The following is a 26,995-nucleotide window of genomic DNA, read 5'->3' as shown; positions in this document are numbered from 1 at the left end:
GTCAATCCAGCGATTCCCCGTCCAGAATCTGTTCCCTCTGCAAATATTCCCTTAACGACAAAAAAGCTGCTCCAGTCCAGAAATCCGTCCTTGCCACAAGCTCCGCCGTATCATCTCTGGCTGTCTCCATCGTCTCGAAATCCTTCATCAGATCAGCTACATGGAACTCCGGCATGCCACTCTGCTTCGTCCCGAAGAAATCCCCCGGTCCACGCAGCTCCAGATCCCGCCTTGCAATCTCGAAACCATCGTTCGTCTCGGTCATGACACGCATCCGTTCCTTGGCCGTCTCGTTTTTCGGGTCGGCGATCAATACGCAGAACGATTGATGCTCACCCCGACCCACACGACCACGCAACTGATGCAGCTGCGACAATCCGAAGCGTACAGCATCATATATCACCATGAGTGTGGCATTCGGTACGTCAACACCGACCTCGATTACCGTAGTTGCAACGAGTACTTGCACTTTATTCTCACCGAAGTCACGCATCACTTCGTCCTTCTCAGCCGTCGTCAGTCGACCGTGCAGCAACCCGACACGGAGTTCAGGGAAGGCCTGGCTTAATTGTGCGTGCACATCGAGTGCGTTCTGTACATCAAGCTTATCGGACTCTTCGATTAACGGACAAATGACATATGCCTGCCGCCCTTGCATAACTTCACGGCGAATGAAACCTAACACACGATCAAGCATCTCATGACCGACTGCATAGGATTTGATCGCCTTACGCCCTTTCGGCAGCTCGCGAAGCGTCGACACGTCGAGATCACCGAAGGCGGTTATGGCCAACGTCCGGGGAATCGGAGTAGCCGTCATCGTCAGCACATCAGGGTTCAACCCCTTGCGACGCAGTACACTTCGCTGATTAACCCCGAAGCGGTGCTGTTCGTCTGTAACGACGAGAGCCAGCTTGCGGAACAATACATCATCCTGGATGAGCGCATGTGTGCCGACTACGACGTCAATGAGTCCCATATGCATCGAAGCAATCATATCTCGACGTTGTCGATCGGTTAAACTGCCGGTCAGGAGCCCTACTTGGATACCATACTCAGCGAACATACGTTCCAAAGAGCGCTTGTGCTGTTCTGCGAGAATTTCTGTCGGCACCATAAGTGCCCCTTGTCCGCCCGCCTTCACAGCTGCGAACAACGCGGCCGCCGCGACAACCGTTTTGCCCGAGCCTACATCACCCTGCAGCAGCCGATTCATTGCATATGGCTCCTTCAGATCTTGCAAGATCTCCCCGATCACTTTCTTCTGGGAGTCGGTGAGTGTGAACGGCAAACTGCGTACGAACTGACGTACGTCCTCATTATCGAATTCATGGGCAATCCCATCCGTTCGCTTACGCTGTATGGCTCGGAACGCATGAAGCTTGAGCTGGAAGAAGAACAACTCCTCATACACCATCCGTCGCCTCGCTTCTTGCCCGGCCTCAATTTCTTCCGGATGGTGCAGCGCATGAACGGCTTGCTTGCGCGGCATGAACCCATACTTATTGATGATCTCGGCAGGAAGCACCTCTGGAATCATCGCGCTGAACTGCGTCAGCGCTTGTCCAATCGCTTTGCGCATCCATGCCTGGGTAATGGTCCCTCCGACGGAATACACAGGCTGCAGCGTCCCCGAACGCCCGCCAGAAGCCCCGCCAGGGAACTCGGAATCCGTAACCGTCATTTGCTTGCGTCGCTGATCCCATTTGCCGGACAGCACGATCGCCTGACCCGCGACCAGCTTTTCCTTCAGAAAGGGACGGTTGAACCAGACTGCCGTCACGATAATTGAACCGCACAGCACCCTAACGGACAGACGGGATTTGCTGCGACCATAACGTTGTAAGACCGCCTCGCTATAAATGCTGCCCTCTATGGTCACCTTCTCACCATCACTAACATCGGCCAGATCACGGATTCGGTAATCCTCATAGCGAAATGGAAAATACTCGATCAGCTGCCCAATCGAGTATATACCGAACGATTCTAATTCCTTGGCCTTCTGTTGACCGACTCCCTTTACCTGTGTGAGCGGAAGAGTGAATAAGTCCAAGCCCGCGGATAACCCTTGCATCTTCATCGTGCCGGAATCATGAACACAGCCAACAAACCTGGACCTGTGTGCGTGCCGATGACCGGTCCGACAGAAGTGTATGACATCTCACGAATATTGAGATGTTCACGCAGCTGCCCACTGAACTCTTGTGCCGCATCGGGGGAATTGGCGTGAGCGACTGTGGCCAGTACCTCAGATTGTCCGAATTCAGCTTTCAATAGCTCCAGTATGCGGGCAATTGCCTTCTTCTGACCCCGCACTTTATCGACTGGTGCTACCTGTCCTTCGGTATCAATTGTCAGTATAGGCTTAATGTTCAACAACGAACCGAATAAAGCGGACGCTTTCCCGATCCGGCCGCCCTTCTGCAAATATTCCAACGTGTCTACCAAAAAATAGATTCGAGTCTCACCGCGTATTTGCTGGATCAGTTCGACGATCTCTTCCTTGCTCTTGCCTTCCTGCGCCGCCTTGGCAGCAGAAACTGCTAACAATCCGAACCCGTATGAAGCGGATTTGGAATCAATCACGGTCACATCCACCTGCTCGTCCAACAACGACTTAGCCAATACCGCTGATTGATAAGTTCCACTTAATGCAGAGGAAAGCGTTAAGGCAATAACAGGGCGGGACTGCTCCTCCCTGCTACCCTTAAATGCATCAACAAAATCGACTGGTGAAGGCTGCGATGTAGTTGGCAGCTTCGAAGTTGTCTTGAGCTTCTCATAGAACTGTTCCGGTTGAATCGTAACAGCATCATAGAACGTTTCAGTATTGAAATGAACTTTAAGCGGCACCATCTCGATACCGAGTTCCTTGCGTACCTGCTCAGGAATATCGGACGTGCTGTCAGTCAATATCCGAATGTTAGCCATGTATGTTCCTCCATTCGAATGCGAATTTATTCTACAGCAAAAATATAATAATAAAGCGGCTGTCCGCCTCTATGCACTTCCACTTCTGCATCCGGGTATTCCGCTCCTAACCAGTCCACCAATTGCGCAGTTACGTCCTCCGGAGCTTCTTCCCCAGACAAGATCGTAATAATGTCGCCGCTATCAGCAGTCATGGAACCTAATAACGCCTGACACGTCTGAATTAATTCCGGTGTCGAGGTAACGATCTTATTATTGTGAATACCTAAGTAATCGCCTTGCTTAATATCCAGTCCGTCAATCTGCGAATCGCGAACGGCGTATGTGACTTGCCCCGAATGTACCCCTGCAATCGCGCGAAGCATCGCTTCCGTATTGCGTGACGTATCCGCGTTGTCCTGATAGGCAAGCAACGCTGACAAACCTTGTGGAATCGTCTTGGACGGAATTACGATCAGTTCCTTATCCACCAAGCTCTTCGCCTGCTCCGCTGCCATGATGATATTCGAATTGTTCGGCAGGACGAATACAGTCCGCGCCGCAACTCGCTGAACCGCATTCACGATATCTTCAGTGCTAGGGTTCATCGTCTGACCCCCAGACAGGACTACATCGGCTCCCAGACTTTCGAGGATAGCGGCTATACCGCCGCCCATCGATACGGCTACGAATCCGAATGGTTTCTCTTCCCCAGTAGTCCTAGTGGAAACAGCTTTACCATCATGATCAGAACCTGACTTCGACGCCGCTTCTACTTCTGAGTCCTCTACTAGCAAATGGGTGTGCTGTTCCCGCATATTCTCAATCTTGATCTTGATCAATTCTCCATATCGTTGCGCCATTGTCAGCACTTCACCTGGGTGTTCCGCATGCAGATGCACCTTCACCAAGTCCTCGTCTGCTACGACAAGAACCGAATCGCCGTGCTTCTCCAGGTCGGAACGAAACCCGAGCTCGCTGAACACCCAACCAGCTGATTTACCCGCCTCGAGTTGAATCATAAATTCCGTGCAGTAGCCGAATTCAATATCTTCCGTAGACAGCTGCGCTTGGGCACTCCGCATTACATGAGCATGAGAAGCCTGATCGAATCCAGAAGCGGTATTCACTCCTCTTGATAAGGATGCCTCAGCTCTTGATCCCCCAGGTACAGATGCTGTCCCCGAAGTAGAAGAAAGCAGCTCACCCTCACCTCGAAGCGCTGACACGAAGCCTTCATAGATGCAGACGAGCCCTTGCCCACCAGCATCTACGACGCCGACTTGCTTCAGCACGGGAAGTTGCTCCGGAGTTTTGGCCAGCGCTTCATTCGCTTTATTCAGCACTTCGATCATGAGTTCCAGGACGTCGCTCGTACGACGGACAGCTACGGATGCATGTTTGGCCGCTTCACGGGCTACCGTTAATATCGTGCCTTCAACAGGCTTCACGACCGCCTTGTATGCGGTATCGACGCCGTTCTGAAGAGCGGCTGCGAACTGTACGGCGTTAATCTCACCTTGTTCCGGAATCGCTTTGGCGAATCCTCTGAACAATTGCGACAATATGACCCCGGAGTTGCCTCGCGCGCCCATAAGAAGCCCCTTGGATAAAGCTTCTGCACACTTCCCTATATGTGAGGACGTTTTTTTCTTAAGCTCTTCCACTCCTGAAGTCAAGGTCAAATTCATGTTAGTTCCAGTATCTCCGTCCGGGACGGGAAATACGTTCAACGCATTGACATGACTTACATTTGCGTTTAAATTCGCCGCCCCCAACAATACCATCTGGGTGAAATCCGACCCATTGATCAAATTAAAGCGCTTACTCAAGAAAAAATCCCCTTCCTATCGCGATACGCGGACACCTTGTACAATTATGTTAACGAAATCGACGCGAAGCCCGACTACTTCATTCAATACATACTTCACTTTGGACTGCACATTATGTGCGACAACCGATATCTTGGTCCCATAGCTGACAATGATATGAAGGTCGATATGTACCATCTCAGAATCGAGTCGCACCTCGACGCCACGGCTTAGATTGTCGCGGCCGAGCAGCTCGGCGATCCCGTCCTTCAACTGTTTGCGTGAAGCCATCCCCACAAGCCCATAACAGTCCAATGCCGCTGAACCGGCTAGAACCGCAATAACATCATTCGAAACGTGTACGGTTCCCAAATCGCTCTTGATTTGCATCGGCATGCTCCATCCTTCCTTGAAAAATCGGCCATCATTCCAATCCATACTTCACATCAAAAGTTAGATGTCTTTTCATTTTACTATAATCGACCCAAGAAATAAATGCAAACGATGCATCTGTTATCATTGACTACCTGAAAGTGGTTATGCTATTATATTAAAGTATGTTTTCGGAGTTATTTCGCTGCACTTGAAGTTATCGTTAGGAGGTGTTTTAATATGTCCCGCAAATGCTTTATTACAGGAAAAGGCCCTCACCAAGGCAACAACGTTTCCCATGCTAACAACAAGACGAAGCGCACCTGGGGAGTGAATGTTCAGAAGGTTCGCATCCTCGTGGACGGTAAACCGAAGCGCGTGTATGTGAGCACTCGAGCTCTTAAGTCTGGCAAGCTCGTTCGCGTGTAACTTATGCATTCGGCGTCAGCCGAATCTGCATAGACAAAAAGCACCTTCAATCGGAGGTGCTTTTTTTTGTGTGCGAACCTCTACGCTGACTCCAGAGGTCACATCTTAAGTATGATGGTGGCAATCAAATGTTGCTTCGAACATCAGACTATGTCGGATTTAATTTTTACTGAAAGAACCCAGAATCGCTTTCACGAAACCGCCCAGAAATTTCGGTAGCTTGATCGTATAAAATTTCACCTCTACCCCTCCTTAAGCATTTGCCAATGATTAAGCCATATAATACATCTTATTCAGCGATCCCGACAAAAGTGCCTGCCCACAAAAGAAAAAAACTACAGGGATTCGGCTCCTGTAGTGATGTGTATGCGAAATACTTCCCAAACATGCAGACTAGGCTTACATATTGAGTCCTGGTGGTTCGAGATTKAACAATGGTATTTTCCCCACAATGACATAAAAGACGGTGAGGATAAAGTAAAAAAGGACCGAAACAAGAATGAATGAGATTCGTCTCCATTTGGACTCATACATTTTGAAGAAATAAATGCCTAGAAACAATGCTCCCAAGGAGTATACATATCGGAATATCGAGGTGCCGCTCCACGAAAAAATGAGCAGCAAATGGCCTGCGATAAAACTAAACAAAAGTAACTTCAACGTCTTCATGCTAGTGGGTGTCCCCCCCTCGTCCTCGAATCCGTTCCATTGCCAACCTGCGGTCAGTCATGCCGAATACGGCATTGCCGGCTACAAGTACATTAGCCCCGGCTTGAATAACCAAGGGCGCGGTCTCCTCTTTAATCCCGCCGTCCACCTCAAGATACACCTCAGACCGTCCAATACGTTCAAGTCGATTGCGAAGTTCGGCGATCTTAGGGATCATGGACTGAATAAACTGCTGGCCGCCGAACCCGGGATTGACGGTCATAATCAACACCAAATCAACCTCATCTAACACGTGGTCCAATGAGGACAGAGGGGTAGCCGGATTCAATACGACACCTGCCTTAACGCCGAACGACTTTATATACTGGATCGTCCGGTGCAGATGCGGGCAAGCTTCCGTATGAACGGAAATAATGTCAGCACCCGCACGGGCGAACGATTCGATATAAACGTCCGGATTCGATATCATCAGATGCACATCGAGAGGCAGCTTTGTATAGGGACGAATCGCCTCAACGATAGCAGGCCCGAGTGTAATATTAGGAACAAAGTGGCCGTCCATGACGTCGACATGTATCCAGTCGGCGCCGCCCTGCTCAACGTCGCGAATTTCTTCGCCCAGCCGGGCGAAATCAGCCGATAATATCGAAGGAGCCAAAACTACCATCGGTCAGTACCTCCGTTTCCTCTCCTTCATTTCAATCAGAAATGAGCTGTAATGCCGATAACGGCTAGGTGCAATCTTCCCTTGCCCCAGTGCTTCCAGCACCAGACAGCCTGGCTCTTGCTGATGCAGACAGCCACGGAACTTGCACCCTGCACTGTAGCCCCGCATCTCGGCGAAGCAACCTGACAAGTCTTCCGGTTCGAGCTGAAGGAAATCAAGCTGGCTGAAGCCTGGCGTATCGGCAACGAAGCCGCCGCCAGCCAAGGGAAACAGCTCCACATGGCGTGTCGTATGCTTACCCCGACCGAGCTTCATACTGATTTCATTCGTCTCTAATGTTAGTCCAGGTACAATCGCATTCAGCAGTGATGATTTACCTACTCCGGATTGCCCAGAGAAGACACTGATCCGATTGGCTAACGCTGCACGGACTTCATCCAGGCCTTCCCCGGTCTTGGTACTCGTAATAATAACCGTATAGCCGATCGACTCATACAGCTGCTTGGCTTGTTCCAGGGTAAGCTCATCTGTAACCGTAGTCACTTGACCGTCAAGTAATAGATCCAGCTTGGTCAAGCAAATAATCGTGTCCAAACCAGCTTGTTCGGTATGAACCAGAAACTTGTCCAACAGCTGCAAGTTCAAATCGGGTTCGATCGAGGAGAAGACGAGCAACGCCATATTCACATTAGCAATTGGCGGCCGGATCAATTCGGTGGAACGAGGAAGGATCTCATCTACAGTCCCTTCCCCGTTCTCCGTCTGCTCGTAGAGCACATGATCCCCCACAAGAGGGGTGATCCCTTTTTTCTTGAAAATCCCTCTTGCCCTGCACTGTGTGACTTCCCCGGCATGTTCCGCTGCATCAGAGGGCTGTACGTAATAAAAACCGCTCAATGCCTTTATAATCAATCCTTCTGGCATTAGTTCCGGCCTCCAGTACCGGTTCCGCTTGGTGTAGGTGTCGGAGTCGGCTGCGTGGTAGTACTAGGCGTACCGTTAACAGGCTTGCTCGTAGGCGATGGAGTAGGACTTGGGCTGGTTGAACCGCCAGTACCCGTGCCGTTACCAGTGCTTGAGCCGCCAGTTCCCCCGGTCCCTGTTCCCGGCTTCGCATTGTACAGAACCGATTCAATGTCAATCCGGTTGCCATCGACGAAATACTGAATCGAGCCGTCTTTATCCGGCGATAAGACCAGAGGGACGTCGAATGTCTGCACATCGGATATTTTCCGCTGACCCCACTCAATATTGTCGCCTCTTGCGTCACTGTAAATGATCTTAATCGTGCTTTCTTTCCCTTTGACTGCAGGCGAGATCGTCCTTGATTTCGTCACTTCTTTAGCTTCGGGTGGGTATCCGCTGCTGACAAATATTTTGATCTTCTCTCCCTTGGTGACGAGCTCACCTTTCTTGTACGGGAATTGATCGAACACTTTACCTTTGGGCTGCTTATAAGTAGGCGCATTCTCAATCGTAGGCTTCAGCTCCAGAACTGTAGCTTGCTGAGTTGCTTCCGATGCCGTCAGTCCTGACAAATCCTTCATTTCGAACTGTTCGCGTCCCTTGCTATACGTAAGCTTGATCGCAACAGTCTTCGGATCGTATTCCTCATTCGCTGCAGGAAGCTGCTTCATAATCGTTCCCGGCTCATCTGTGCCGAATATTTCGTCACGGGTTACTTGAGTAGGCGCAATCCCTAAACGGACAAGTTCTGTATTTATAATGTCGTTGACATTTTTACCTGTCCAGTCAGGCATCTTCAGCTTTTCCGTTCCCAGGCTCACATAGAGCACGACCTCATAGTTAATCTTTACTTTCATAGGTCCTGGGTTCTGATCGAATACGATGTCTTTGGCGAACTCTTTGCTCGGTTGTTGGACAACCTTGGTCTTAAGCTGAAGTGCTTCCAGTTCCTTCTGAGCATCCGCCACATTCTTGTTCACAACATTCGGAATGTCCACCTCAGGCACTGTAATCATATCTTTCACTACCCCTACGGCATACCAAAGTCCGAGCAGCAGCGCGATAATAACAACGGCCCAGATCGTCGGCTTCAGCCATCGCATGCTGCGCTTAGGCTTATCCGTATAATCTCCACGCGAATCGAGAGATCGGTCATTGATACCGTAGCCATCACCCTTGATCGCAGGCAGCACCCTCGTCTTCTCCTGGTCATCCGCATCGCCCGCGAATACGATCTTCGGCTCATTGCGTCGCTCAGGTAGCAGACACGTCTCTAAGTCCATAAGCATATCTTTGGCTGACTGATAACGCTCATCCTGATTTTTGCGCATCGATTTCAGAATCATATTTTCTACACTTTGCGGAATAAGCGGGTTTACCTTACGAGGTTCCTCAACATTTTCCTGCAAATGCTTCAACGCTACGCTGATCGGACTTTCTCCAGAGAACGGAAGAGTATCCGTCAACATTTGATACAGTACGATTCCTAACGAATAAATGTCGGACTTCGCCCCGGTAGACGTACCCTTTGCATGCTCAGGAGAAAAGTAATGGACAGAGCCGACGACAGAGCCGGTCTGCGTAATCTGTGACGAATCTGCAGCTCGCGCAATCCCGAAATCTGTTACTTTGACTCTGCCGTTCTTGCCCATCAAAATATTGTGCGGTTTAATGTCCCGGTGTATGATCTGGTTGTGGTGGGCGTGGTCAAGCGCATCGCATATTTGACCGGCAATCTGGATTGCTTCCTCCACTTGCAAGGGCGCACGCTCTTTGATCACATCGTTAAGCGTCTTGCCTTCCACATACTCCATCACAATATAGTGAATCTCATCTTCCTGACCCACGTCATATATACTGACCACATTCGGGTGGGATAGTGAGGCAGCAGCCTGAGCCTCACGCCGGAACCGGCGAATGAATTCCTCGTCATGCACGTATTGCTGGCGCAGCACCTTGATTGCCACTTTACGATTAAGTAAGATATCATGCCCTTTGTACACCAAGGCCATGCCTCCGCCGCCAATCCGGTCAAGGATCTCATAGCGTCCTGCCAACACGTGACCGATCATTCATCATCCCCCCCGTCTTTTATAAATTTGGTCGTTTCCTTATTCTCGAGCAGTACGACGGTAATGTTGTCATCTCCGCCCTCTTGCAGCGCCAATCGAACCAATTCGTCCGCTTTCCATTCCAGATCCTGGTTAGTAGCCAGCACTTGCGCCATAACGTCGTCATCGACAAGACCGCTCAAGCCATCACTGCACATAAGGAGGATATCGCCATACTGCCACGTGAGCAGAGTAACATCCACTTCGGCGTGTTTATCCGTCCCAAGTGCACGGGTCAGAACATTGCGCCGGGGATGTGTGCTTGCTTCGGTTGGTGTAATTTGACCCGAACGGATCAACTCATTAACAAGCGAATGATCCTCAGTCACTTGGCGGAATTGAGCGGCACCCTTCCCTTTGTCAGCGTCATTAACATGCCACAAATAAGCCCGGCTATCGCCGATATGGCCTATCGTAATGTCCTTTACGGAAGCTAAGGTCACAACGACAGTCGTCCCCATTCCGTAGTAGCGCTGTTGATTCGATGCAAATTCGAACACCGTTTCATTGGCGTGAACAATAGCCTGTCTAACCGCTTCTGGACGCCGTTCGTTAGACAATCCATTATGTACGGCAAGCAGATGCGATTGGACTAACTCCACCGCCATCTTGCTTGCAATTTCCCCTGCCTGGTGTCCTCCCATCCCGTCGGCCACAATGGCGAGGGTGAAACCATTCAATCCAGTTTGAACGGCAGCCCGATCCTCGTTAATTAAACGGACCTTCCCAATATCCGTTCTATAGGCCGTAAGCATCCTTCTCACCTCACCCCTGACTCCAAATGCTTTGCACGCAGCTGACCACAGGCGGCTGCTATATCACTTCCGTGTTCTCTGCGGATCGTTGCCGGGATATTATGACGTTCCAGTATGCGTTGAAACGTGAATATATCATCCCGAACCGTTCTCTTGAAATCCCGTTCCAATACGAAGTTGACGGGAATCAAGTTGACGTGGCAAAGCGGCAGCATCTCCTTCAACACGAGGCCAAGCTCTTCCGCATGTTCAGCTTTGTCGTTGACCCCACCCATTAAGGCGTATTCGAACGTGATGCGGCGACCCGTCTTCTCTAGATAATACTTGCAAGCATCGATCAGTTCCTGGAACGGATACCGCCGATTCACTGGCATCAGCTTGGAACGAAGCTCATCATTCGGAGCATGGATGGAAATCGCCAGATTGATCTGGGTTCCAGCGTCGGCGAATTTATAGATGTTCGGCACGATGCCGCTCGTAGAAACGGTAATATGCCGCGCCCCGATGTTCAGACCTTTCTCATGGATCATAATGCCGAGAAACGTCATCATCGCTTCGTAGTTCTCGAACGGCTCCCCGATTCCCATGATGACAATACTGCTCACCCGTTCACCGTTAGCATCAAGTGTTTTCTGAGCCTGAACAACCTGAGCGACGATCTCTCCAGCAGACAAATTCCGCTTCAGTCCACCTAATGTGGAGGCGCAAAATGTGCAACCGATTCGACAGCCAACTTGCGTAGTTACACATACGCTGTTGCCATAATTATGTTTCATTACAACGGTCTCGATCGCATTCTTGTCTTGCAGCTCGAACAAAAACTTGACCGTGCCGTCCTTGGACTCTTGCTTGGCGATCTCGGTCAACGAGACGAATTCGAACTGGTCGCACAGCTTATCACGCAAGCCCTTGGATAAGTTCGACATCTCGTCGAACGAATTCACCCGCTTCACGTACAGCCAATCGAATATTTGACCTGCACGAAAAGCCGGTTCACCGTTGTCCTGCACCCAAGCTTGCCAGCTTTCCAGGGAGAGGTCATATACAAACGGCTTTTCCGGCACATGGGGGGCAAGCGGTTTTAATGGTTTCAATCGTTGATCTTCGTTCATCGAATCACTACCCGTATATTAATTTCTATTCATAACCGAGGATACGGCTATTTCAACTAGTTTATCATAGTTTGCCGAATTGCTAAAGTTACGCCTCTATTCGACGAAGCCGGGCTATGAAGAATCCGTCGGAGCCATAGTCAGGAGGCAGAATCGTTACCTTGCCGCTATCAGCTCCCGGTAGATGGCGCAAGGCTACAGGCATGGAATCGAGCTGGAAATCTGGGTGGTCAGCGAGAAACCGTTCAATAGCATCTTCATTCTCCTCGGACATCAAGGTGCAGGTGCTGTACACGAGCACGCCGCCTGGAGCAACGAGTTGCTGAGCGCTCTCGAGCAGTTCGGCCTGCAGGATGGCGATAGCGGCAACCTCATCAGGCTGCTTGCTCCATTTCAGATCCGGCTTGCGGCGTATCACACCGAGCCCCGAGCAAGGAGCGTCCAACAGCACGCGATCGAACGAACCGGCAGGGAACTTGTCCGGCAGCTCGCGGGCATCGCCAGTTCGCGTCTCGATGCATGTCAGCTCCAGGCGGCGCGCCTGATCTTCGATCAGTTGCCGCTTGTGCTCATGCGCATCGCAGGCGACGATCTGGCCGCGATTGCCCATGCGCTCGGCCATATGAGCCGTCTTGCCGCCTGGCGCGGCGCAACAATCGAGTACCCGCATGCCAGGCTGCGGGTCGAGTGCCTCGGCCACGAGCATCGAGCTCTCGTCCTGGATGGAGAGCAGGCCTTCCTTGTACCAAGTGGTGAAGGCCATATTACCTCCACCCTCGGCGATGATCCCCGCCGGGGCAAGCTCGGACGGCCGTACCGATACGCCGCCGTCTGTCATGGCAGCCAGCAGCTGTTCCCGGCTGCTGCGATTCGTATTGACGCGCACGCTCACCTTCGGTGCGGTGTTGTTCGCGGCGCAGATGCGCTCCGTCATCGCTTCCCCGAACTTGGCGATCCACGCCGACACCATCCATAACGGATGGGAGTGCGTGAGCGCGATCCGCTCCGCCGGTGGCAGGTCGGTGGGGATGGTCAGCGAGCTCCGTTGCCGGATCAAGTTGCGAAGCACGCCATTCACCATGCCGGAAATACCAGCATGGCCCTTGCGCTTGGCCAGGTTCACGGCCTCGTTCACAACAGCATGTTCCGGAATACGGTCCAAGTACACCAATTGATACAAGCTGAGCCGAAGCAGATTGCGTACCCAAGGTTGAAGCTTGGGTACGCCTTTGTCTACGAACTGGCCCAACCAATAATCGAGCGTATTAAGACGTTGAATCGTCCCGTAGACGAGCTCAGTCGTAAGAGCGGCATCCGGACGATCCAGGGAGTGCTTCTGTAGGGACTGATTCAGCAACAGGTTACTGTATGCCTGTTCCTGCTCAACCCGGGTCAAGATGTCCATGGCAAGCTCGCGGGCACTGATTGGGCGAGAAGTTGGTTTACTCTTCATTGTGCGGCCCCTTCCTCTTCCACTGCGGAAGAAGACGARGCTCCCAGCACTGTCCCTCGCGGAATGGTCGTGCCGCGAGAAAGCTCGGATACATCCATTGCCTTCTTGCCTGCTGGCTGGACTCGAGTCAGCCAGAGCGAGCCAGAACCGGTCTGTACTTCTAGGCCATCAGCCGTCATCTGAAGCACAGTTCCTGGCTCAACAGACGACTTCTCCGGGTGAATAGAGGAAGAAGCGTTGGACGATTCGGGGTTACGGCTAGCCCATACTTTGAATACATCGCCCTCATACGTGGTGAAGGCACCTGGAGATGGGTTCAGTCCGCGAATCTGATTGTACAACTGCTTGGAATCCCGATCCCAACGGATCAGCTCATCCTCACGACTAATATTCGCTGCATACGTTGCTTCCTCGTGTAATTGTGGGACGGCCTTCAGCTCACCTGCAAGCAGCGAAGGCAATGTGCGCTTCAACAGCTCGGCGCCGGCTATACTCAGCTTCTCGAACATCGTTCCATTCGTATCCTCGTCACCGATCGGAACCTCCACTCGGCTGATCATATCACCCGTATCAAGTCCTGCAGCCATATACATGATCGTGACGCCAGTCTCTGGCTCTCCGTTCATGATCGCATGATGAATCGGTGCACCGCCTCTGTACTTCGGAAGTAATGAAGCATGCACATTGATGCAGCCGTATTGCGGCAAGCTGAGTACTGCCTTGGACAACAGCTGTCCATAGGCGGCCGTTACGATCAAGTCCGGTTGTAGTCGAGCTAATTCCTCCACTGCAGCAGGATCGCGCAGCTTGGCAGGCTGCAGCACCGGAATGCCGTGCAGCAGTGCTTCTGCCTTGACGGGTGTCGGGGCCAGCTCGCGCTTGCGTCCCTTCGGCCGATCCGGCTGGGAGATGACACCAACTACGTTATACCCTTCTTGCAACAGCGTTCTTAGAGAAGGAACGGCGAATTCTGGCGTCCCCATGAACACGATGTTCATGCGCCTCACTCCTCGTCGTTTCCTGGCCGGTCCGCACTGCGGTATACGCTTTGCGCTAGATCGGTGAACAGGACGCCATTCAGATGGTCTAATTCATGCTGGAACGCTCGCGCTAGCAGTTCCGATCCGGTATATTCAATCGATTGTCCGTTGCGGTCTTGACCCTTAACCGTCACTTTCAAGGCACGGTTGACGTCGCCAGTCAGTCCTGGAATACTAAGGCAGCCCTCGGGACCGAACTGCTCACCTTCCTTGCTCACCAATTCCGGATTTATCATTTCAATCAAGCCATTCTCATCGCCCACATCAACTATGATAACTCTTTTCAATATGCCGATTTGCGGTGCTGCCAATCCTACGCCTTCCGCGTCATACATCGTGTCCGCCATGTCGTCCAGCAATTTATGCAGATTGGCATTAAATTTACTCACCGGAATCGCTTTTTCCCGCAACACCGGATCAGGTTCTTTTACAATTATACGTATGGCCATTACAGCACGCTCCTTCAACTTTCTCTTATAGCTTGTGTGCTTACATGAGCACTTGCGGATTGACGTCCACGCTAATCAGCAGCTTCTGCTGCCGTACCAGCTCCTCGAAGGCATCGGTCGTTGCACCGATCATGCCTGTCGCATCGATATCTCCCCGATATTTTACCATGCATTGAAATCGATATCTATCCTTGATTCGGGGAATCGGCGAGGCAATCGGACCCAGCAGCTCAAATTCATTTCCAGGTATTCCACAGGCAGCACAACGCTCCCACTTTTCCCGTAAATTAGTTGCAAAGGCTTCCGACGCTCRCACAAGAACCGGAACCTGTTCATGTGAAAACGTAATGAGGATCAGCTTATAAAAAGGAGGATAACCCCGTTCATGTCGCGCATGCAGCTCCTCTCGCAGAAACGATCCATAATCATGATGGCTCGCATGCTCGATGCTATAATGCTCAGGCGTATACGTCTGGATGTATACTTCGCCCGGAAGGGTATGCCGTCCAGCTCGTCCTGCTACTTGTGTCAGTAATTGGAATGTCTTCTCAGCTGCACGGAAATCAGGCAAATTCAACACCGTATCGGCCGCAATGACGCCAACCAGAGTTACATCAGGGAAATCGAGCCCTTTCGCCACCATCTGCGTCCCTAACAGCACGTCTGCCTGCTTGTTACGGAATCGGGTCAGTAGCTTCTCGTGGGAGCCCTTCTCGGCCGTCGTGTCGACGTCCATCCGAATGACGCGGATACCAGGGAACAGCTTGCCAAGCTCTTCCTCCACCTTCTGTGTTCCCGTACCGAAATATCGAATATGCTCGCTTTCGCAACTTGGGCATATCCGAGGCTCCGGTTCGCTCAAACCGCAATAGTGGCAGCGCATCGTGCGTGATACCTGGTGATACGTCATCGCGATATCGCAATGTGGACACTGGACGACGTAACCGCACGAACGGCACATCACAAAGGTGGAGTACCCCCTGCGATTCAGCAGTAAAACGATCTGTTGTTTCTTGTGTAACCGATCTTCAATCGCTTTATACAGCGGTCGGCTGAACATGGAGCGATTGCCGCCGCGCAGCTCGTCTCGTAAGTCTACGATATGAACTTCCGGCAACGGACGGCCTTCCACACGTGAATCCATACGCAACAACTCGTAAGGTGGCTTGAGTTGCAGCCCCGTGATGGAGCCGTCATGCGTCTGCCGGATCAATCCAGCGGTTCGCGCTCCACGCTCGCCTTCGAACGACTCACTGCCATGCTGCGTCCGATAATAGCTCTCAAGGGATGGTGTTGCCGAGCCTAGCACAACAGCGGCTCCATGGGAGCGAGCTCTCGCAATCGCCACGTCACGGGCATGATATTTGGGGCTCTCTTCTTGCTTATAGGATGACTCATGCTCTTCATCAATAATAATAAGTCCAATTCGGGTAAACGGAGCAAACACTGCAGATCGCGCTCCAATCGCTACCTTTACTTGCTTCAAGCCAATCTTGCGCCATTCATCATACCGTTCTCCTGTGGATAGCCGGCTGTGAAGCACGGCGACCAGGTCGCCGAATCTCCCCTTGAATCGCTCCACCATCTGCGGAGTGAGTGATATTTCCGGGACGAGCACGATGGCTTCCCGCCCTTGATCCAGGCATTGTTGTATCGCTTGCAAGTACACCTCAGTCTTCCCACTACCGGTCACACCATGGAGCAGGAACACCTTGTGAAGTTGATCGGATAATGACTGGGACAACGGCTCGAACGCTGCGCGTTGTGTCGGGGTCAAGGGCAAAGGTTCGGTCGGCACGAAGTGACGGCCCGCATACGGGTCACGGAATACCTCCACCTCTTTGATGTCGAGCCAGCCTTTGTCCGCCAAACTCTTGACCGTCCCTGCACTTATCCCATACTGAGCTAGCAAATCCGCCAGCTTCATCGGCTCTGGATGATCGATGAAATGTCGGATCACATCTTGCTGCCGTTTGGCACTGGTGGACAGACTCGCAAGCGCTTGTTCCAAAACTTCTCCGGTAACCACGGGAGTAACCGTTAACGCCGTCTTCAGACCCATCTTGTCCTTGACAGTCTGCATCTCACTTAACACGCCATGCTCCAGCAGTCGTTTCAGCAGCTTGCCTTGCCCGGGGAACTTTTGCAGCAACAGCTCTGTCTTTACTTGCCCCCGGTTGCGTACGAAGCGGAGCAGTTCCTCTTCTTCCGGATCCGCGAAGGACATTTGCATGGAAGCTGTATCTTCGTTGCCATATACCGGTACGGCTGCAGATGTAGATACGGTAACTACTTTCTCATACTTCGCTTTCAACGCACCCGGAATCATCGCTTGAAGCGCCGTTACCTCATGGCAAATATACGATCTGCTCATCCACCGCGCCAGYTCCACCAGCTCTTCGGTCAACGGAGGAACAAGGTCCATTACTTCCTGGACTGACTTCATCTTGGCTGGAGGCGTATCCGAGTGGTCGGACATTCCAACGACGAACCCTTGCACATTCCTCGGCCCGAATGGCACGCCGACGCGGCTTCCGATCTGAACCCATTCGCGCAGCGCTAGTGGAATGGCATAATCAAACGGCCGATTCGTCTGCTTGGAAGAGACGTCGACAATTACTTGTGCGTACATCAATGGTCACTCCCGACCTCTGCGTCAGAAGTCGCAGTTTGTGTCGGACCGCCCGGCACTCGCGTGCTGATACGATCAGCCACTAACGTGAGCAGCTCATGAGCTACTTCCTGCTTACTCATCAGAGGTAGAGCACGAACTAGACCGTGTTCATCATACAGCTTCACAATGTTCGTATCCGTGCCGAATCCCGCTCCTGGGACAGATACGTCGTTTAGCACAAGCAGATCACTTTTCTTCCGCCGGACTTTATCCATCGCATAGTGCTCCCCATCGTTCGTTTCCGCAGCGAAACCGACGATGTATTGATGCTGCTTGTGCTCCCCTAACCATTGCACGATGTCTGGATTTTTCACCAGTTGGAGAGTCAGCGTCTCTTCTTTCTTCTTGATCTTGCGATCCGCTACTTCTGCAGGACGATAGTCAGCAACCGCAGCTGCTTTCACTACAATATCCGTACTTGCGAATCGGTCCTGGACCGCCTTCATCATATCCACAGTCGAAACGACATCCACGATCTCCACACCCGAAGGAGGTACAGCCGTCGTCTTGGCTTTAATAATTGTAACCCGTGCGCCCATGTCTCTCGCTGCTTCTGCGATCGCAAAACCCATCTTGCCGGATGAATCGTTCGTTATGTAACGAACCGGATCGATACGCTCCAAAGTACCACCCGCAGTCACCATCACATGACGTCCGAGTAAAGGCTGGTTGGGATGAAGCATACGGCTGATCGCCGCCATCAGTTCTTCGGGCTCTGCCAGTCGACCTTTGCCCACATAGCCGCACGCCAACTGCCCTTCGCCCGGCTCGACGAAATGGATGCCGCGATCGCGCAATGTCTGCATATTCGCCAGCACGGCCGGATGGGCGTACATATGTACATTCATGGCAGGCGCGACCATCACTGGCGCTGTAGTGGCAAGCAGGGTCGTACTGAGCATATCATCAGCCAATCCGTGAGCCATCTTAGCCAGTATATTCGCCGTAGCCGGTGCCACTACAACCAGATCGGCCGAGTCGGCCAAGTTGATATGTGAAACGACAGACGCGTCCTTCTCATCGAACGTATCGATGATGACATCGTGTCGGGACAGTGTCTGGAACGTAAGCGGCGCAACGAATTTGGTTGCCGATTCCGTCATGATGACGCGCACATCTGCCCCGGTCTGAGCGAGCTTGCTGCACAAGGCAGCCGCTTTGAAGCAGGCAATGCCGCCCGTAACCCCCAACACGATCGTTTTACCTTTCCACATCGCGATTCCTCCTACTTCAGGCCGATTGTTGTTCCTGAGAACCCCGAATTTAACTATTTGCTGAAAAAAATAACAACCTCTGCGAAGGTTGTCACTTTTCCGAATTCAATTACTTGATGTTCTCGTGGTCGGATTCGACCAGTACCAACCCGCCATATATTTCTTCCAACGCTACACCAACCTGCTTATGAGCTTTCGGATCACGTAATTCTGACTTCGTGCCTTCCCTCAGCACTCTCGCCCGTCTCGAAGCAGCTACAACCAGCGAATACTTACTGTCCACCTTGTCGATCAGCAAATCTATTGAAGGATATAACATGTTAGTGCACCTCTTCCATCCATTTTTGAATACGCGGCAGAACTCGTTCCCGCTTGCAATGCTCAGCAATTAGAATCGCTTGTATGCGCTGGCAGGCCAAATCCACCTGATCGTTCACAACCGCATAATCATACTGCTCCATCAATCGGATTTCATCAATCGCCACCGTCATCCGGCTGCGAATCGAATCTTCCGTCTCGGTTCCTCTGTTCACAATCCGACTCTGAAGTTCAGGCAATGATGGCGGTGTGAGGAAGATAAACACTCCTTCAGGAAATTTCTCCTTGACCTTGAGCGCCCCTTGAACCTCGATCTCCAATATGATGTCTTTGCCTTGATTCAACATTTGTTCCACGAAGCTGCGCGGCGTCCCATAGTAGTTGCCTACGTATTCCGCCCACTCCAACAGCTCATCGTGCTCGATCATGGAGCGGAACTGTTCCTTCGTCTTGAAGAAATAATTAACGCCATCCGTTTCTCCGGCCCTTGCGTTCCTAGTAGTTGCGGATACCGAATAGACTAGTTCTGGAGCCAGCTTGCGCAATGCTGTACATACTGTTCCTTTTCCTACTCCGGATGGTCCAGACAGAACAATAAGCAGGCCTCTGTCCGTACCGGGCCGTACACTATTCGTCATGATCGTCATCCTTATTGTTCGACAATCGATGAGCCACCGTCTCCGGCTGTACCGCCGACAAGATTACGTGATCGCTGTCCGTAATAATAACGGCGCGAGTCCGTCTTCCATAGGTTGCATCGATCAGCATGTGCCGATCGCGTGCTTCCTGAATAATTCTCTTGATCGGTGCTGACTCGGGACTGACAATCGAGATGATCCGATTCGCGGAGACGATGTTTCCGAACCCGATATTGATTAATTTAATGGCCATTATTGCCCTCCTACATCCTTTTACCCCACAAAATTGAAGCGGTGCGTCGAAACGTTATCCGAACCCTTTATGGGACCCCATAATCAAGAACTGCTTGGCGGTTGATGGCAAACTTATACAGTCTGCTCTATTCTTACCGTTTCCGCATTTACTCATACTTTTACCGCTTATTAACGCTGGTTGCGGCCTTATCCTCCGCCTTACTCGATATTCTGAGCCTGTTCGCGCATTTTCTCGAGTTCGGCCTTCATCTCCACGACCTGGTTCACGATGTCAACGCGGTTCGCCTTGGAACCAATCGTATTGACCTCTCGATTCATCTCCTGAATGTAGAAGTCAAGCTTGCGTCCGATCGGTTCGTCTGCCTGCAGCAGCAAGCGGCATTGGACGAAGTGACTGTCCAGACGGGTCAGTTCTTCCTGAATATCGGACCGCTCCGCAAGCATGGCGACTTCCATCGTCAGCCTTGCCTCATCTTGCACCCCGCTGACACTTCGATCACCAAGCAGTTCGTTCAGACGCTGTGTCAGCTTGGCCCGATATTCAACGGCAACAGCGGGAGCCACTCCAACCACTTCACGCTGCATGTGCTCCAGGGCACCTATGCGTTCGGCGATATCTCGCGACAGATGTGCTCCTTCCGCTTCACGAACGACAACCAATCGTTTGGCCGCCTCGCGGGCAACGTCCAGTAGCGCATCCTCCAGCTTATCGTTGGAAGGTGCACCTGCTGCACCGCCGTGTTCGCGGACGACGATAAGATCGGGCAGCTGCAGCAGCTGTGTGAGTGTCAGCAGCTCCGATTCCGGCAATCCGAGCCGGTGACGAAGTTGTTCCGCTGCATCGCGATACGCCTCCACAAGCGCCCAATCAACTTCCACCGTTCTTCCAGCTGCAGTCAATCGTTCCAGCGTTACGGACACTTCGATGCGACCGCGCTTCACGAACGGCTGGATCGTGCGTTTGATCCCATCCTCCCAGACGAGCCATTCCCGTGGCATTCGTACCGACATCTCACAGAAGCGGTGATTGACTGTACGAATTTCCACTTGCATGTAGTAACCGTCGCAATTACCCTCAGCCAGGCTATAGCCTGTCATACTGCGAATCATTTGGGATCACATCCATTTCCACCATTTTAATAGATTTTACTAGTGGGTACAAGTGGAATTGTTCCTAATGCGCAGTCGAGCTATTAACACGCGCGGTCTGACCTGTCTTTTCCCATACATATTGCGTTAAGTCCACACACATCCCGTAAAAATGCATGGGTGTCATCAAGTAGATTCCATTGAAGAGAGGCAAGGTCACATCCAACAGTTCCTTCATGATCGTAACACCCATAGCGCGACCTTCAGGCCCGCTCAAGCCAGCCATCCGGCTCCTTACTTCGTCGGGAAGTACGATACCCGGTACTTCATTGTGTAGAAACTCTGCATTATTCCCGCTGACCAGCGGCATTAGTCCCATGAATATCGGCACATTCAAATGCTTCGTAGACTCATAGATCCGCTCAACTAGACGCGCATCGTATACCGGTTGGGTCATGATGTAATCAGCCCCGACTTCGATCTTCTTCTCCAGCCGTTGAACCGCTTTATCCAAATGCTTAACGTTCGGATTGAACGCCGCGCCTACTACGAAATTAGACTTCATCTTCAGCGGCTTGCCCGAGAAAGCCATCCCCTCGTTCAATTGCTTGATCATCCGGATCATCTCGAATGAGGTCATGTCATACACCGAGCTCGCTCCGGGCAAGTCACCGAACTTCGACGGATCGCCGGTAATGACGAGCACATGATCGATCCCGATCGCATGCAGCCCCATTAAGTGCGATTGCGTGCCGATCAGATTGCGATCCCGACAGGCAATGTGCAGCAGCGGGCGAGCGCCCAGTCGCTCCTTCACGAGGAAGCCAAGCGGCATGTTGCTCATCCGCGTAACCGCGAGCGCATTGTCCGCCATCGTGATGGAATCCGCGCCTACGGCCATGAGCGCTTGCGCGCCTTCCATGAAGCGCGTAATGTCCAGGTCACGCGGCGTGTCCCACTCGACGATGACCGTGTGGCGCTCACGCGCCAGCTCAACCAGCGTCGGCGCATCCGCCGCCGCCGACGACGCCCCGCCGCCCGCCTCTGCGGCGGCGGAAGCCCCTGCCGAGCCCGCTGCGCGGGGCTCGGTCACTTGCACCGGCGCCGCGGCTAGCGCGCCGGTATCACTTGCCGCGCCGCTGCCCGGCTGCGGCGCGTAATCTTGCAGCGCCGCGGCGATCGCGGCGATATGCTCGGGCGTCGTGCCGCAGCAGCCGCCGACGATACGGGCGCCGAGCGCCGCGAACTTCAGCGCGTTCTCGGCGAAGTATTCAGGCGTCGAGCCGTACACGTAGCGCCCATCGACGTAGCTCGGCAAGCCTGCGTTCGGGAACACCGATACAGGCAAGCCTAGTGTCGGTGGAAGCTGCTCCAGGGAACGGAGGATGCCGTTCGGGCCACTGTGGCAGTTGAAGCCGACAATGTCAGCGCCAGCGTCGCGCAAGCGGGTAAAGGCGTCCGCGTACGGAACGCCGTCTCGCGAACCGCCGCTGCCTTCGGCGGCGAACTGGCAAATGACCGGAAGCGAACCTCCAAGTCTCCTTACCACTTGCAGCGCCAGCTCCAGCTCTTCGAGCTCGTAGAACGTCTCCAGCAAGATGCCGTCTACACCTTCCTCGAGCAAGGCAGCGATCTGTTCTTCGTAATCGTTCAGCAGGGCAGACGTCTGGATCGCGCGTCTTCCACCGCCGCGAATCGAGCCCACCGCTCCGACAACATAGGCGTCCGATCCCACCGCGCTGCGCGCAATTGCTGCTCCAGCCCGATTGATCGCCCGGACTTCCTGCTCCAGTCCGAACTTGGACAGCTTCTCGCGGTTCGCTGAGAACGTATTCGTCTCAATTACGCGCGCACCTGCTTCGTAGTAGCGGCGATGGACGTCCGCGATCGCATCCGGATTCAGAATGTTGAACTCCTCATAGGATGCACCAACGGTAAAGCCAAGCTGATACAAATATGTCCCCATCGCGCCGTCGCCAGTCAATACTTGACTCGCTAATACGCTTCTAAAATCTTTACGCATCCCCATCTCCACCATTCTCTTAAATAACCTCACAAAGTGAAGGCAAAACCTACGTATCTTAAGCTATCTAGGTTACTGACGGCAGCTCACCGTCAAATACGATTTCCGCTCCGCCTGTCATGTATATCCGATTGTTCGACTCGTCCCATTCTATCGTCAAATCTCCTCCGGCCAGCGACACGGTAGCGACACGATCGGTCAAGTCATTCAACACCGTGGCAACCAGTGTGGCACATGCACCTGTTCCGCATGCAAGAGTTGGACCCGCTCCCCGCTCCCATACGCGCATATCGACATGGGCTCGAGAGCGCACGGTCGCGAATTCCACATTCACCCGGTTCGGGAACAGGGGATGAACCTCTAACTTAGGACCCCAATTATGCAGATCGTATTGGGGAGCATCCTCCACGAATATGACACAATGTGGGTTGCCCATTGACACCGCAGTAATCTGAAACACGGTTCCATCAGCTGCAACAAGAGGTTGATTGACGATCTGCTCTTGCTCAAGCGTAGTTGGAATGGCCGGTCCTTGCAAAATCGGCTCCCCCATATCCACCGTTACAGATGAAGCTTTACCGTCGACAGCAACGATGCGAACCGACTGTACACCGGCACCAAGCGTCTCAACTGTAAGCTCCAACTTCTCAGTCAAGCCTCGGTCGTATACATATTTGGCCACGCATCGGATGGCATTTCCGCATTGCTCTGCTTCTGATCCGTCGGCGTTAATGATGCGCATCCGGAAATCCGCCTGTTCAGACGGAAGTATATATACAAGACCGTCGGCACCTATGCCGAAATGACGGTCACACCATTGTATAGCAAGCTGCGAAGCTTGTTCTGGCAATACGTCTAGGCCGGCAATGACGATAAAGTCGTTGCCCAGGCCGTGCATCTTCGTAAAGTTCATAGCGATCCTACTCCTTTTTCAATTAGCCCTTATTATATTGCATATCACGGTCTGTGCATAGTAGATGTCCCATAAGTGACTACTGTTGGAGCCACAAGAGCTTATGCAAGAAGTAAACAAAAAGCCCGTTGTTGCAGGAGCAGCTACTTTCAGCTGCTTCTGCAACAACGGGCTTCCTCGGTCATTCCATATTATCTGGTAATCGGCTTGGAGCTGTATTTGATCGGTGGACGCTTCGACTTCTTGCTTGTGCCCATCACGCTGCCTAGACCCATCAGGAACGTTGGTATGCCGGCGAAGATGAGCACCACCATCCAATCGATCAGGTCAAGCGGCACGGTCTTGAAGATGGGCTGCATCGGTTCGATATACACCACACCGAGCATGAGCACTAACGACGACAGCACCGCCAGTACCAAATACTTATTTTGAAACGGATTACGATGGAAGATTGACCTCGAACTGCGGCAGTCAAACACATGAATGAGTTGGGCCATGACAAGCGTTGCGAAAGCCACTGTCTGAGCGTGTATGAGATTGCCGGCGCTGGTCGGATTGTCCTTCAGGACAATCCAGAAAGCGACCAACGTACATACCCCGATCAGAATACCGCGACTAATGATCTTCCAACCTAATCTCCGTGCGAATATATTTTCCTTGGAGCCGCGTGGTCGTTGCTGCATCAAATCCTTCTCAGCTTGATCGACACCAAGCGCCATTGCAGGCAAGCCGTCAGTCACCAGGTTGACCCACAAGATCTGGATCGGGATAAGCGGCAGCGGCATGCCGGCCATCATCGCCAAGAACATCGTCAGAATTTCACCAACATTGGAAGCGAGCAAATACCGGATGAATTTCCGAATGTTCTCGTAAATACCGCGCCCTTCTTCGATAGCCGCTACGATTGTAGCGAAATTATCGTCGCTCAATACGAGTGCGGATGCTTCCTTGGACACGTCGGTACCGCTGATCCCCATCGCAATACCGATATCAGCCGCCTTGATCGCCGGGGCATCATTCACCCCGTCTCCGGTCATAGCCACGACGTGGCCTTGCCGTTGCAACGCCTTGACGATGCGCAGCTTATGCTCAGGTGATACGCGAGCGTACACATAAATCTGATCGGCCTCCGCTTCCAACTGTTCATCGCTCATCGCAGCAAGCTCCTGCCCATTGACGCATCGACCTCCGCTTGGCAACATGCCGAGCTGTTGAGCAATCGCTTCTGCTGTTGCTTGGTGATCCCCCGTGATCATTACCGTCTTGATCCCTGCCCGACGGCATGTAGTGATCGAATCACGCACTTCTTTGCGCGGAGGATCGATCATACCGGTAAGACCCACGAAGATCAGTCCGCTCTCCAGACCTTGGGCGGTGTCATCCCGTTCTGTCGTCTTCAATTCCTTATAGGCAAGACCGAGTACACGCAGCGCGGATCTAGCCATCCCAACGTTTGCCGCTAACACCTTCTGCTTCAAAGTTGAAGTGAACGGAATCACCTTTCCGTCCCATAATATGTACGCGCATTTGTCAGCGATCACATCCGGCGCGCCTTTCGTATACAGCAACCGCCCTCCTTGATGCTGCACCAGCACCGACATGAGCTTACGCTCGGAGTCGAACGGAATTTCGCCAACACGCTTGTACAGTCCTTCCAGTGAACTGTTCGTGACACCACCTTTAGCTGCCAGGACGACAAGAGCGCCTTCCGTAGGATCACCTTGGATGCTCCATATTGGCTTCAGCACTTCCTTGGACGATTTCTTCTTCGATTCCGGTAATTCTTCTACCAGTGAGGCGTTATTGCATAACACTCCGATCTGTAGCAACCGCCGCATCATCTGGTTGTTTCTTACGTCCATATGTGCTCCGGATGATAGGATATTGCCATTCGGTTCGTAGCCTTCACCGGTTACTTCCAGTACGTCTCCGCCGAGCCATACGTGAGTAACTGTCATTTTGTTCTGAGTGAGCGTACCGGTCTTGTCGGAGCATATGATAGAAGCACAGCCCAGCGTTTCAACAGATGGAAGCTTGCGAACGATGGCCTTACGTTTGATCATGCGCTGAACGCCCAATGCGAGCGCAATCGTCACGATCGCAGGCAATCCTTCGGGGATGGCGGCGACTGCAAGGCTTACTCCAGCCAAAAACATGCCATACACCGGTTGGCCATGCATAATGCCAGCGATCACGACCATAATGGTCAGGCCAATTGCGACGGCGATTAATATTTTCCCAAGTTGCTCTAATCGATGCTGAAGTGGTGTTTCCATAGATTCGGTATTCTGAATCAGATCCGCAATCTTGCCCATCTCCGTTGCCATTCCTGTTCGGACTACGAGGCCGCGGGCCGTTCCGCGCGTCACCATCGTGCCCATAAAGCCGATGTTCTTCTGATCACCTAGCGGAATATCATCGCCTGTCAACGCCTCAGTTAGCTTGCTGACAGGTACGGATTCCCCGGTGAGCGCGGATTCTTCTACATACAATGCGTTCGTCTCCAGGAATCGTACATCCGCCGGCACCCGGTCTCCACTTTCGAGCAACACGATATCTCCCTGCACAAGATCACGTGCTGAGATTTGCTGAATCGTCCCACTCCTTAACACTTTGGCAGACGGGGCAGACAGCTCCTTCAATGCTCGAAGGGACCGTTCTGCGCGAAACTCCTGGATAAAGCCCAAGATACCGTTCATGACGATTATGGCAACGATGGTGATTGCATCCAGGTATTCACCCAACAGCCCAGATACGAGCGTTGCCGCCATCAGCACCAGCACCATGAAATCTTTAAACTGGTTCAAGAACAAAGTAATGAGCGGGACGCCTTTCTTCTCCGACAATTCGTTGTATCCGCCTTGTTCCAGGCGATCCCGGACTTCGTCACTGGAAAGCCCTTGCGACGGATGCACCTTGTTCTCGGCTGCGGCTTCCTCCGGATTTAATTGATACCATTGCTTCTGACTCATCCCGTTTTTCCCTCTTTTCCACGAAAAATCTGTACAACCCTAAAGTATTCAGACAAGCTGGGAAATATGAGGCGATTGTGTAAATGTTATAGATGATGATCCCTCCATTCGTCAGGAGAATCGACTCCTATTCAAAGTCTCCTTTGCTTTTTTGT

General features: G+C 52.3%; 23 protein-coding genes. 1 reads left to right on the top strand and 22 read right to left on the bottom strand.

Annotated features, from left to right (window positions below):
* Window position 1 precedes the first annotated feature (1 nt).
* Genes recG through AC1DWB_RS15345 form a run of 4 tightly spaced genes read right to left on the bottom strand, consistent with a single transcriptional unit; the run spans window position 2 to window position 5,117 of the window.
* Window positions 2-2,080, bottom strand: coding sequence for an ATP-dependent DNA helicase RecG (recG, locus tag AC1DWB_RS15360; RefSeq protein WP_477541951.1), 2,079 nt, complete (start codon window positions 2,078-2,080; stop codon window positions 2-4).
* A complete protein-coding gene (locus tag AC1DWB_RS15355) occupies window positions 2,077-2,931 on the bottom strand; it encodes a DegV family protein (protein WP_477541950.1) in 855 nt (284 codons plus the stop codon). The genes recG and AC1DWB_RS15355 overlap by 4 nt, the downstream gene beginning before the upstream one ends.
* Before the next feature lie 26 nt (window positions 2,932-2,957).
* Window positions 2,958-4,742, bottom strand: a complete 1,785-nt coding sequence (locus AC1DWB_RS15350; protein WP_477541949.1) for a DAK2 domain-containing protein — start codon at window positions 4,740-4,742, stop codon at window positions 2,958-2,960.
* A 15-nt stretch (window positions 4,743-4,757) separates the two neighbouring features.
* Window positions 4,758-5,117, bottom strand: a complete 360-nt coding sequence (locus tag AC1DWB_RS15345; protein ID WP_477541948.1) for an Asp23/Gls24 family envelope stress response protein — start codon at window positions 5,115-5,117, stop codon at window positions 4,758-4,760.
* Between the two features lie 216 nt (window positions 5,118-5,333).
* Here AC1DWB_RS15345 and rpmB point away from each other — a divergent pair, with 216 nt between their 5' ends.
* A complete protein-coding gene (gene rpmB, locus AC1DWB_RS15340; RefSeq protein ID WP_477541947.1) occupies window positions 5,334-5,522 on the top strand; it encodes a 50S ribosomal protein L28 in 189 nt (62 codons plus the stop codon).
* A gap of 159 nt (window positions 5,523-5,681) precedes the next feature.
* Here the strand turns inward: rpmB and spoVM are convergent, their stop codons facing one another.
* The 18 genes from spoVM to AC1DWB_RS15250 all read right to left on the bottom strand — a co-directional run bounded on the left by spoVM (window position 5,682) and on the right by AC1DWB_RS15250 (window position 26,840).
* Window positions 5,682-5,762 (bottom strand): stage V sporulation protein SpoVM, encoded by an 81-nt coding sequence (gene spoVM / locus AC1DWB_RS15335; protein WP_127584398.1) that lies wholly within the window; start codon window positions 5,760-5,762, stop codon window positions 5,682-5,684.
* 430 nt (window positions 5,763-6,192) lie between these two features.
* The gene (gene rpe / locus AC1DWB_RS15330; protein WP_477541946.1) at window positions 6,193-6,858 is read right to left on the bottom strand and encodes a ribulose-phosphate 3-epimerase; all 666 of its coding nucleotides are present in this window, start codon (window positions 6,856-6,858) and stop codon (window positions 6,193-6,195) included.
* A gap of 3 nt (window positions 6,859-6,861) precedes the next feature.
* On the bottom strand, window positions 6,862-7,782 hold the full coding sequence (gene rsgA, locus AC1DWB_RS15325; RefSeq protein ID WP_477541945.1) for a ribosome small subunit-dependent GTPase A: 921 nt from the start codon (window positions 7,780-7,782) through the stop codon (window positions 6,862-6,864).
* Window positions 7,782-9,896 (bottom strand): Stk1 family PASTA domain-containing Ser/Thr kinase, encoded by a 2,115-nt coding sequence (gene pknB, locus AC1DWB_RS15320; RefSeq protein ID WP_477541944.1) that lies wholly within the window; start codon window positions 9,894-9,896, stop codon window positions 7,782-7,784. Before pknB ends, rsgA begins: the two co-directional genes overlap by 1 nt.
* Window positions 9,893-10,690 (bottom strand): Stp1/IreP family PP2C-type Ser/Thr phosphatase, encoded by a 798-nt coding sequence (locus AC1DWB_RS15315; RefSeq protein ID WP_477541967.1) that lies wholly within the window; start codon window positions 10,688-10,690, stop codon window positions 9,893-9,895. The genes pknB and AC1DWB_RS15315 overlap by 4 nt, the downstream gene beginning before the upstream one ends.
* A gap of 5 nt (window positions 10,691-10,695) precedes the next feature.
* On the bottom strand, window positions 10,696-11,802 hold the full coding sequence (rlmN, locus tag AC1DWB_RS15310; protein WP_477541943.1) for a dual-specificity RNA methyltransferase RlmN: 1,107 nt from the start codon (window positions 11,800-11,802) through the stop codon (window positions 10,696-10,698).
* An 88-nt stretch (window positions 11,803-11,890) separates the two neighbouring features.
* Window positions 11,891-13,255, bottom strand: coding sequence for a 16S rRNA (cytosine(967)-C(5))-methyltransferase RsmB (gene rsmB, locus AC1DWB_RS15305; RefSeq protein ID WP_477541942.1), 1,365 nt, complete (start codon window positions 13,253-13,255; stop codon window positions 11,891-11,893).
* On the bottom strand, window positions 13,252-14,253 hold the full coding sequence (gene fmt, locus AC1DWB_RS15300; protein ID WP_477541941.1) for a methionyl-tRNA formyltransferase: 1,002 nt from the start codon (window positions 14,251-14,253) through the stop codon (window positions 13,252-13,254). Before fmt ends, rsmB begins: the two co-directional genes overlap by 4 nt.
* 5 nt (window positions 14,254-14,258) lie before the next feature.
* Window positions 14,259-14,744, bottom strand: coding sequence for a peptide deformylase (gene def / locus AC1DWB_RS15295; protein WP_477541940.1), 486 nt, complete (start codon window positions 14,742-14,744; stop codon window positions 14,259-14,261).
* A gap of 40 nt (window positions 14,745-14,784) precedes the next feature.
* Complete coding sequence (priA, locus tag AC1DWB_RS15290) at window positions 14,785-17,376, bottom strand: primosomal protein N' (protein WP_477541939.1); 2,592 nt, start codon at window positions 17,374-17,376, stop codon at window positions 14,785-14,787.
* Window positions 17,376-18,632 (bottom strand): bifunctional phosphopantothenoylcysteine decarboxylase/phosphopantothenate--cysteine ligase CoaBC, encoded by a 1,257-nt coding sequence (gene coaBC / locus AC1DWB_RS15285; protein ID WP_477541938.1) that lies wholly within the window; start codon window positions 18,630-18,632, stop codon window positions 17,376-17,378. The genes priA and coaBC overlap by 1 nt, the downstream gene beginning before the upstream one ends.
* 109 nt (window positions 18,633-18,741) lie before the next feature.
* Window positions 18,742-18,951 carry a DNA-directed RNA polymerase subunit omega gene (gene rpoZ, locus AC1DWB_RS15280; protein WP_477541937.1) on the bottom strand — a complete coding sequence of 70 codons (210 nt, stop codon included), beginning with the start codon at window positions 18,949-18,951 and terminating at the stop codon, window positions 18,742-18,744.
* Between the two features lies 1 nt (window position 18,952).
* Window positions 18,953-19,597 carry a guanylate kinase gene (gene gmk / locus AC1DWB_RS15275; RefSeq protein WP_477541936.1) on the bottom strand — a complete coding sequence of 215 codons (645 nt, stop codon included), beginning with the start codon at window positions 19,595-19,597 and terminating at the stop codon, window positions 18,953-18,955.
* A complete protein-coding gene (gene remA, locus AC1DWB_RS15270; protein ID WP_477541935.1) occupies window positions 19,578-19,841 on the bottom strand; it encodes an extracellular matrix/biofilm regulator RemA in 264 nt (87 codons plus the stop codon). The genes gmk and remA overlap by 20 nt, the downstream gene beginning before the upstream one ends.
* Window positions 19,842-20,041: 200 nt before the next feature.
* Window positions 20,042-20,953 carry a YicC/YloC family endoribonuclease gene (locus AC1DWB_RS15265; RefSeq protein ID WP_477541934.1) on the bottom strand — a complete coding sequence of 304 codons (912 nt, stop codon included), beginning with the start codon at window positions 20,951-20,953 and terminating at the stop codon, window positions 20,042-20,044.
* A 64-nt stretch (window positions 20,954-21,017) separates the two neighbouring features.
* Entirely contained in the window at window positions 21,018-22,955 is a 1,938-nt protein-coding gene (locus AC1DWB_RS15260) for a bifunctional homocysteine S-methyltransferase/methylenetetrahydrofolate reductase (RefSeq protein ID WP_477541933.1), read from the bottom strand.
* Between the two features lie 67 nt (window positions 22,956-23,022).
* Window positions 23,023-23,868: a diaminopimelate epimerase gene (gene dapF, locus AC1DWB_RS15255; protein ID WP_477541932.1), complete on the bottom strand. Its 846-nt coding sequence runs from the start codon at window positions 23,866-23,868 to the stop codon at window positions 23,023-23,025.
* 191 nt (window positions 23,869-24,059) lie between these two features.
* A complete protein-coding gene (locus AC1DWB_RS15250; RefSeq protein ID WP_477541931.1) occupies window positions 24,060-26,840 on the bottom strand; it encodes a calcium-translocating P-type ATPase, SERCA-type in 2,781 nt (926 codons plus the stop codon).
* Window positions 26,841-26,995 lie beyond the last annotated feature (155 nt).

It is taken from the genome of Paenibacillus sp. P4_E11 (genome assembly GCF_056401635.1).
This window is presented reverse-complemented; position numbering and strand designations above follow the sequence as displayed.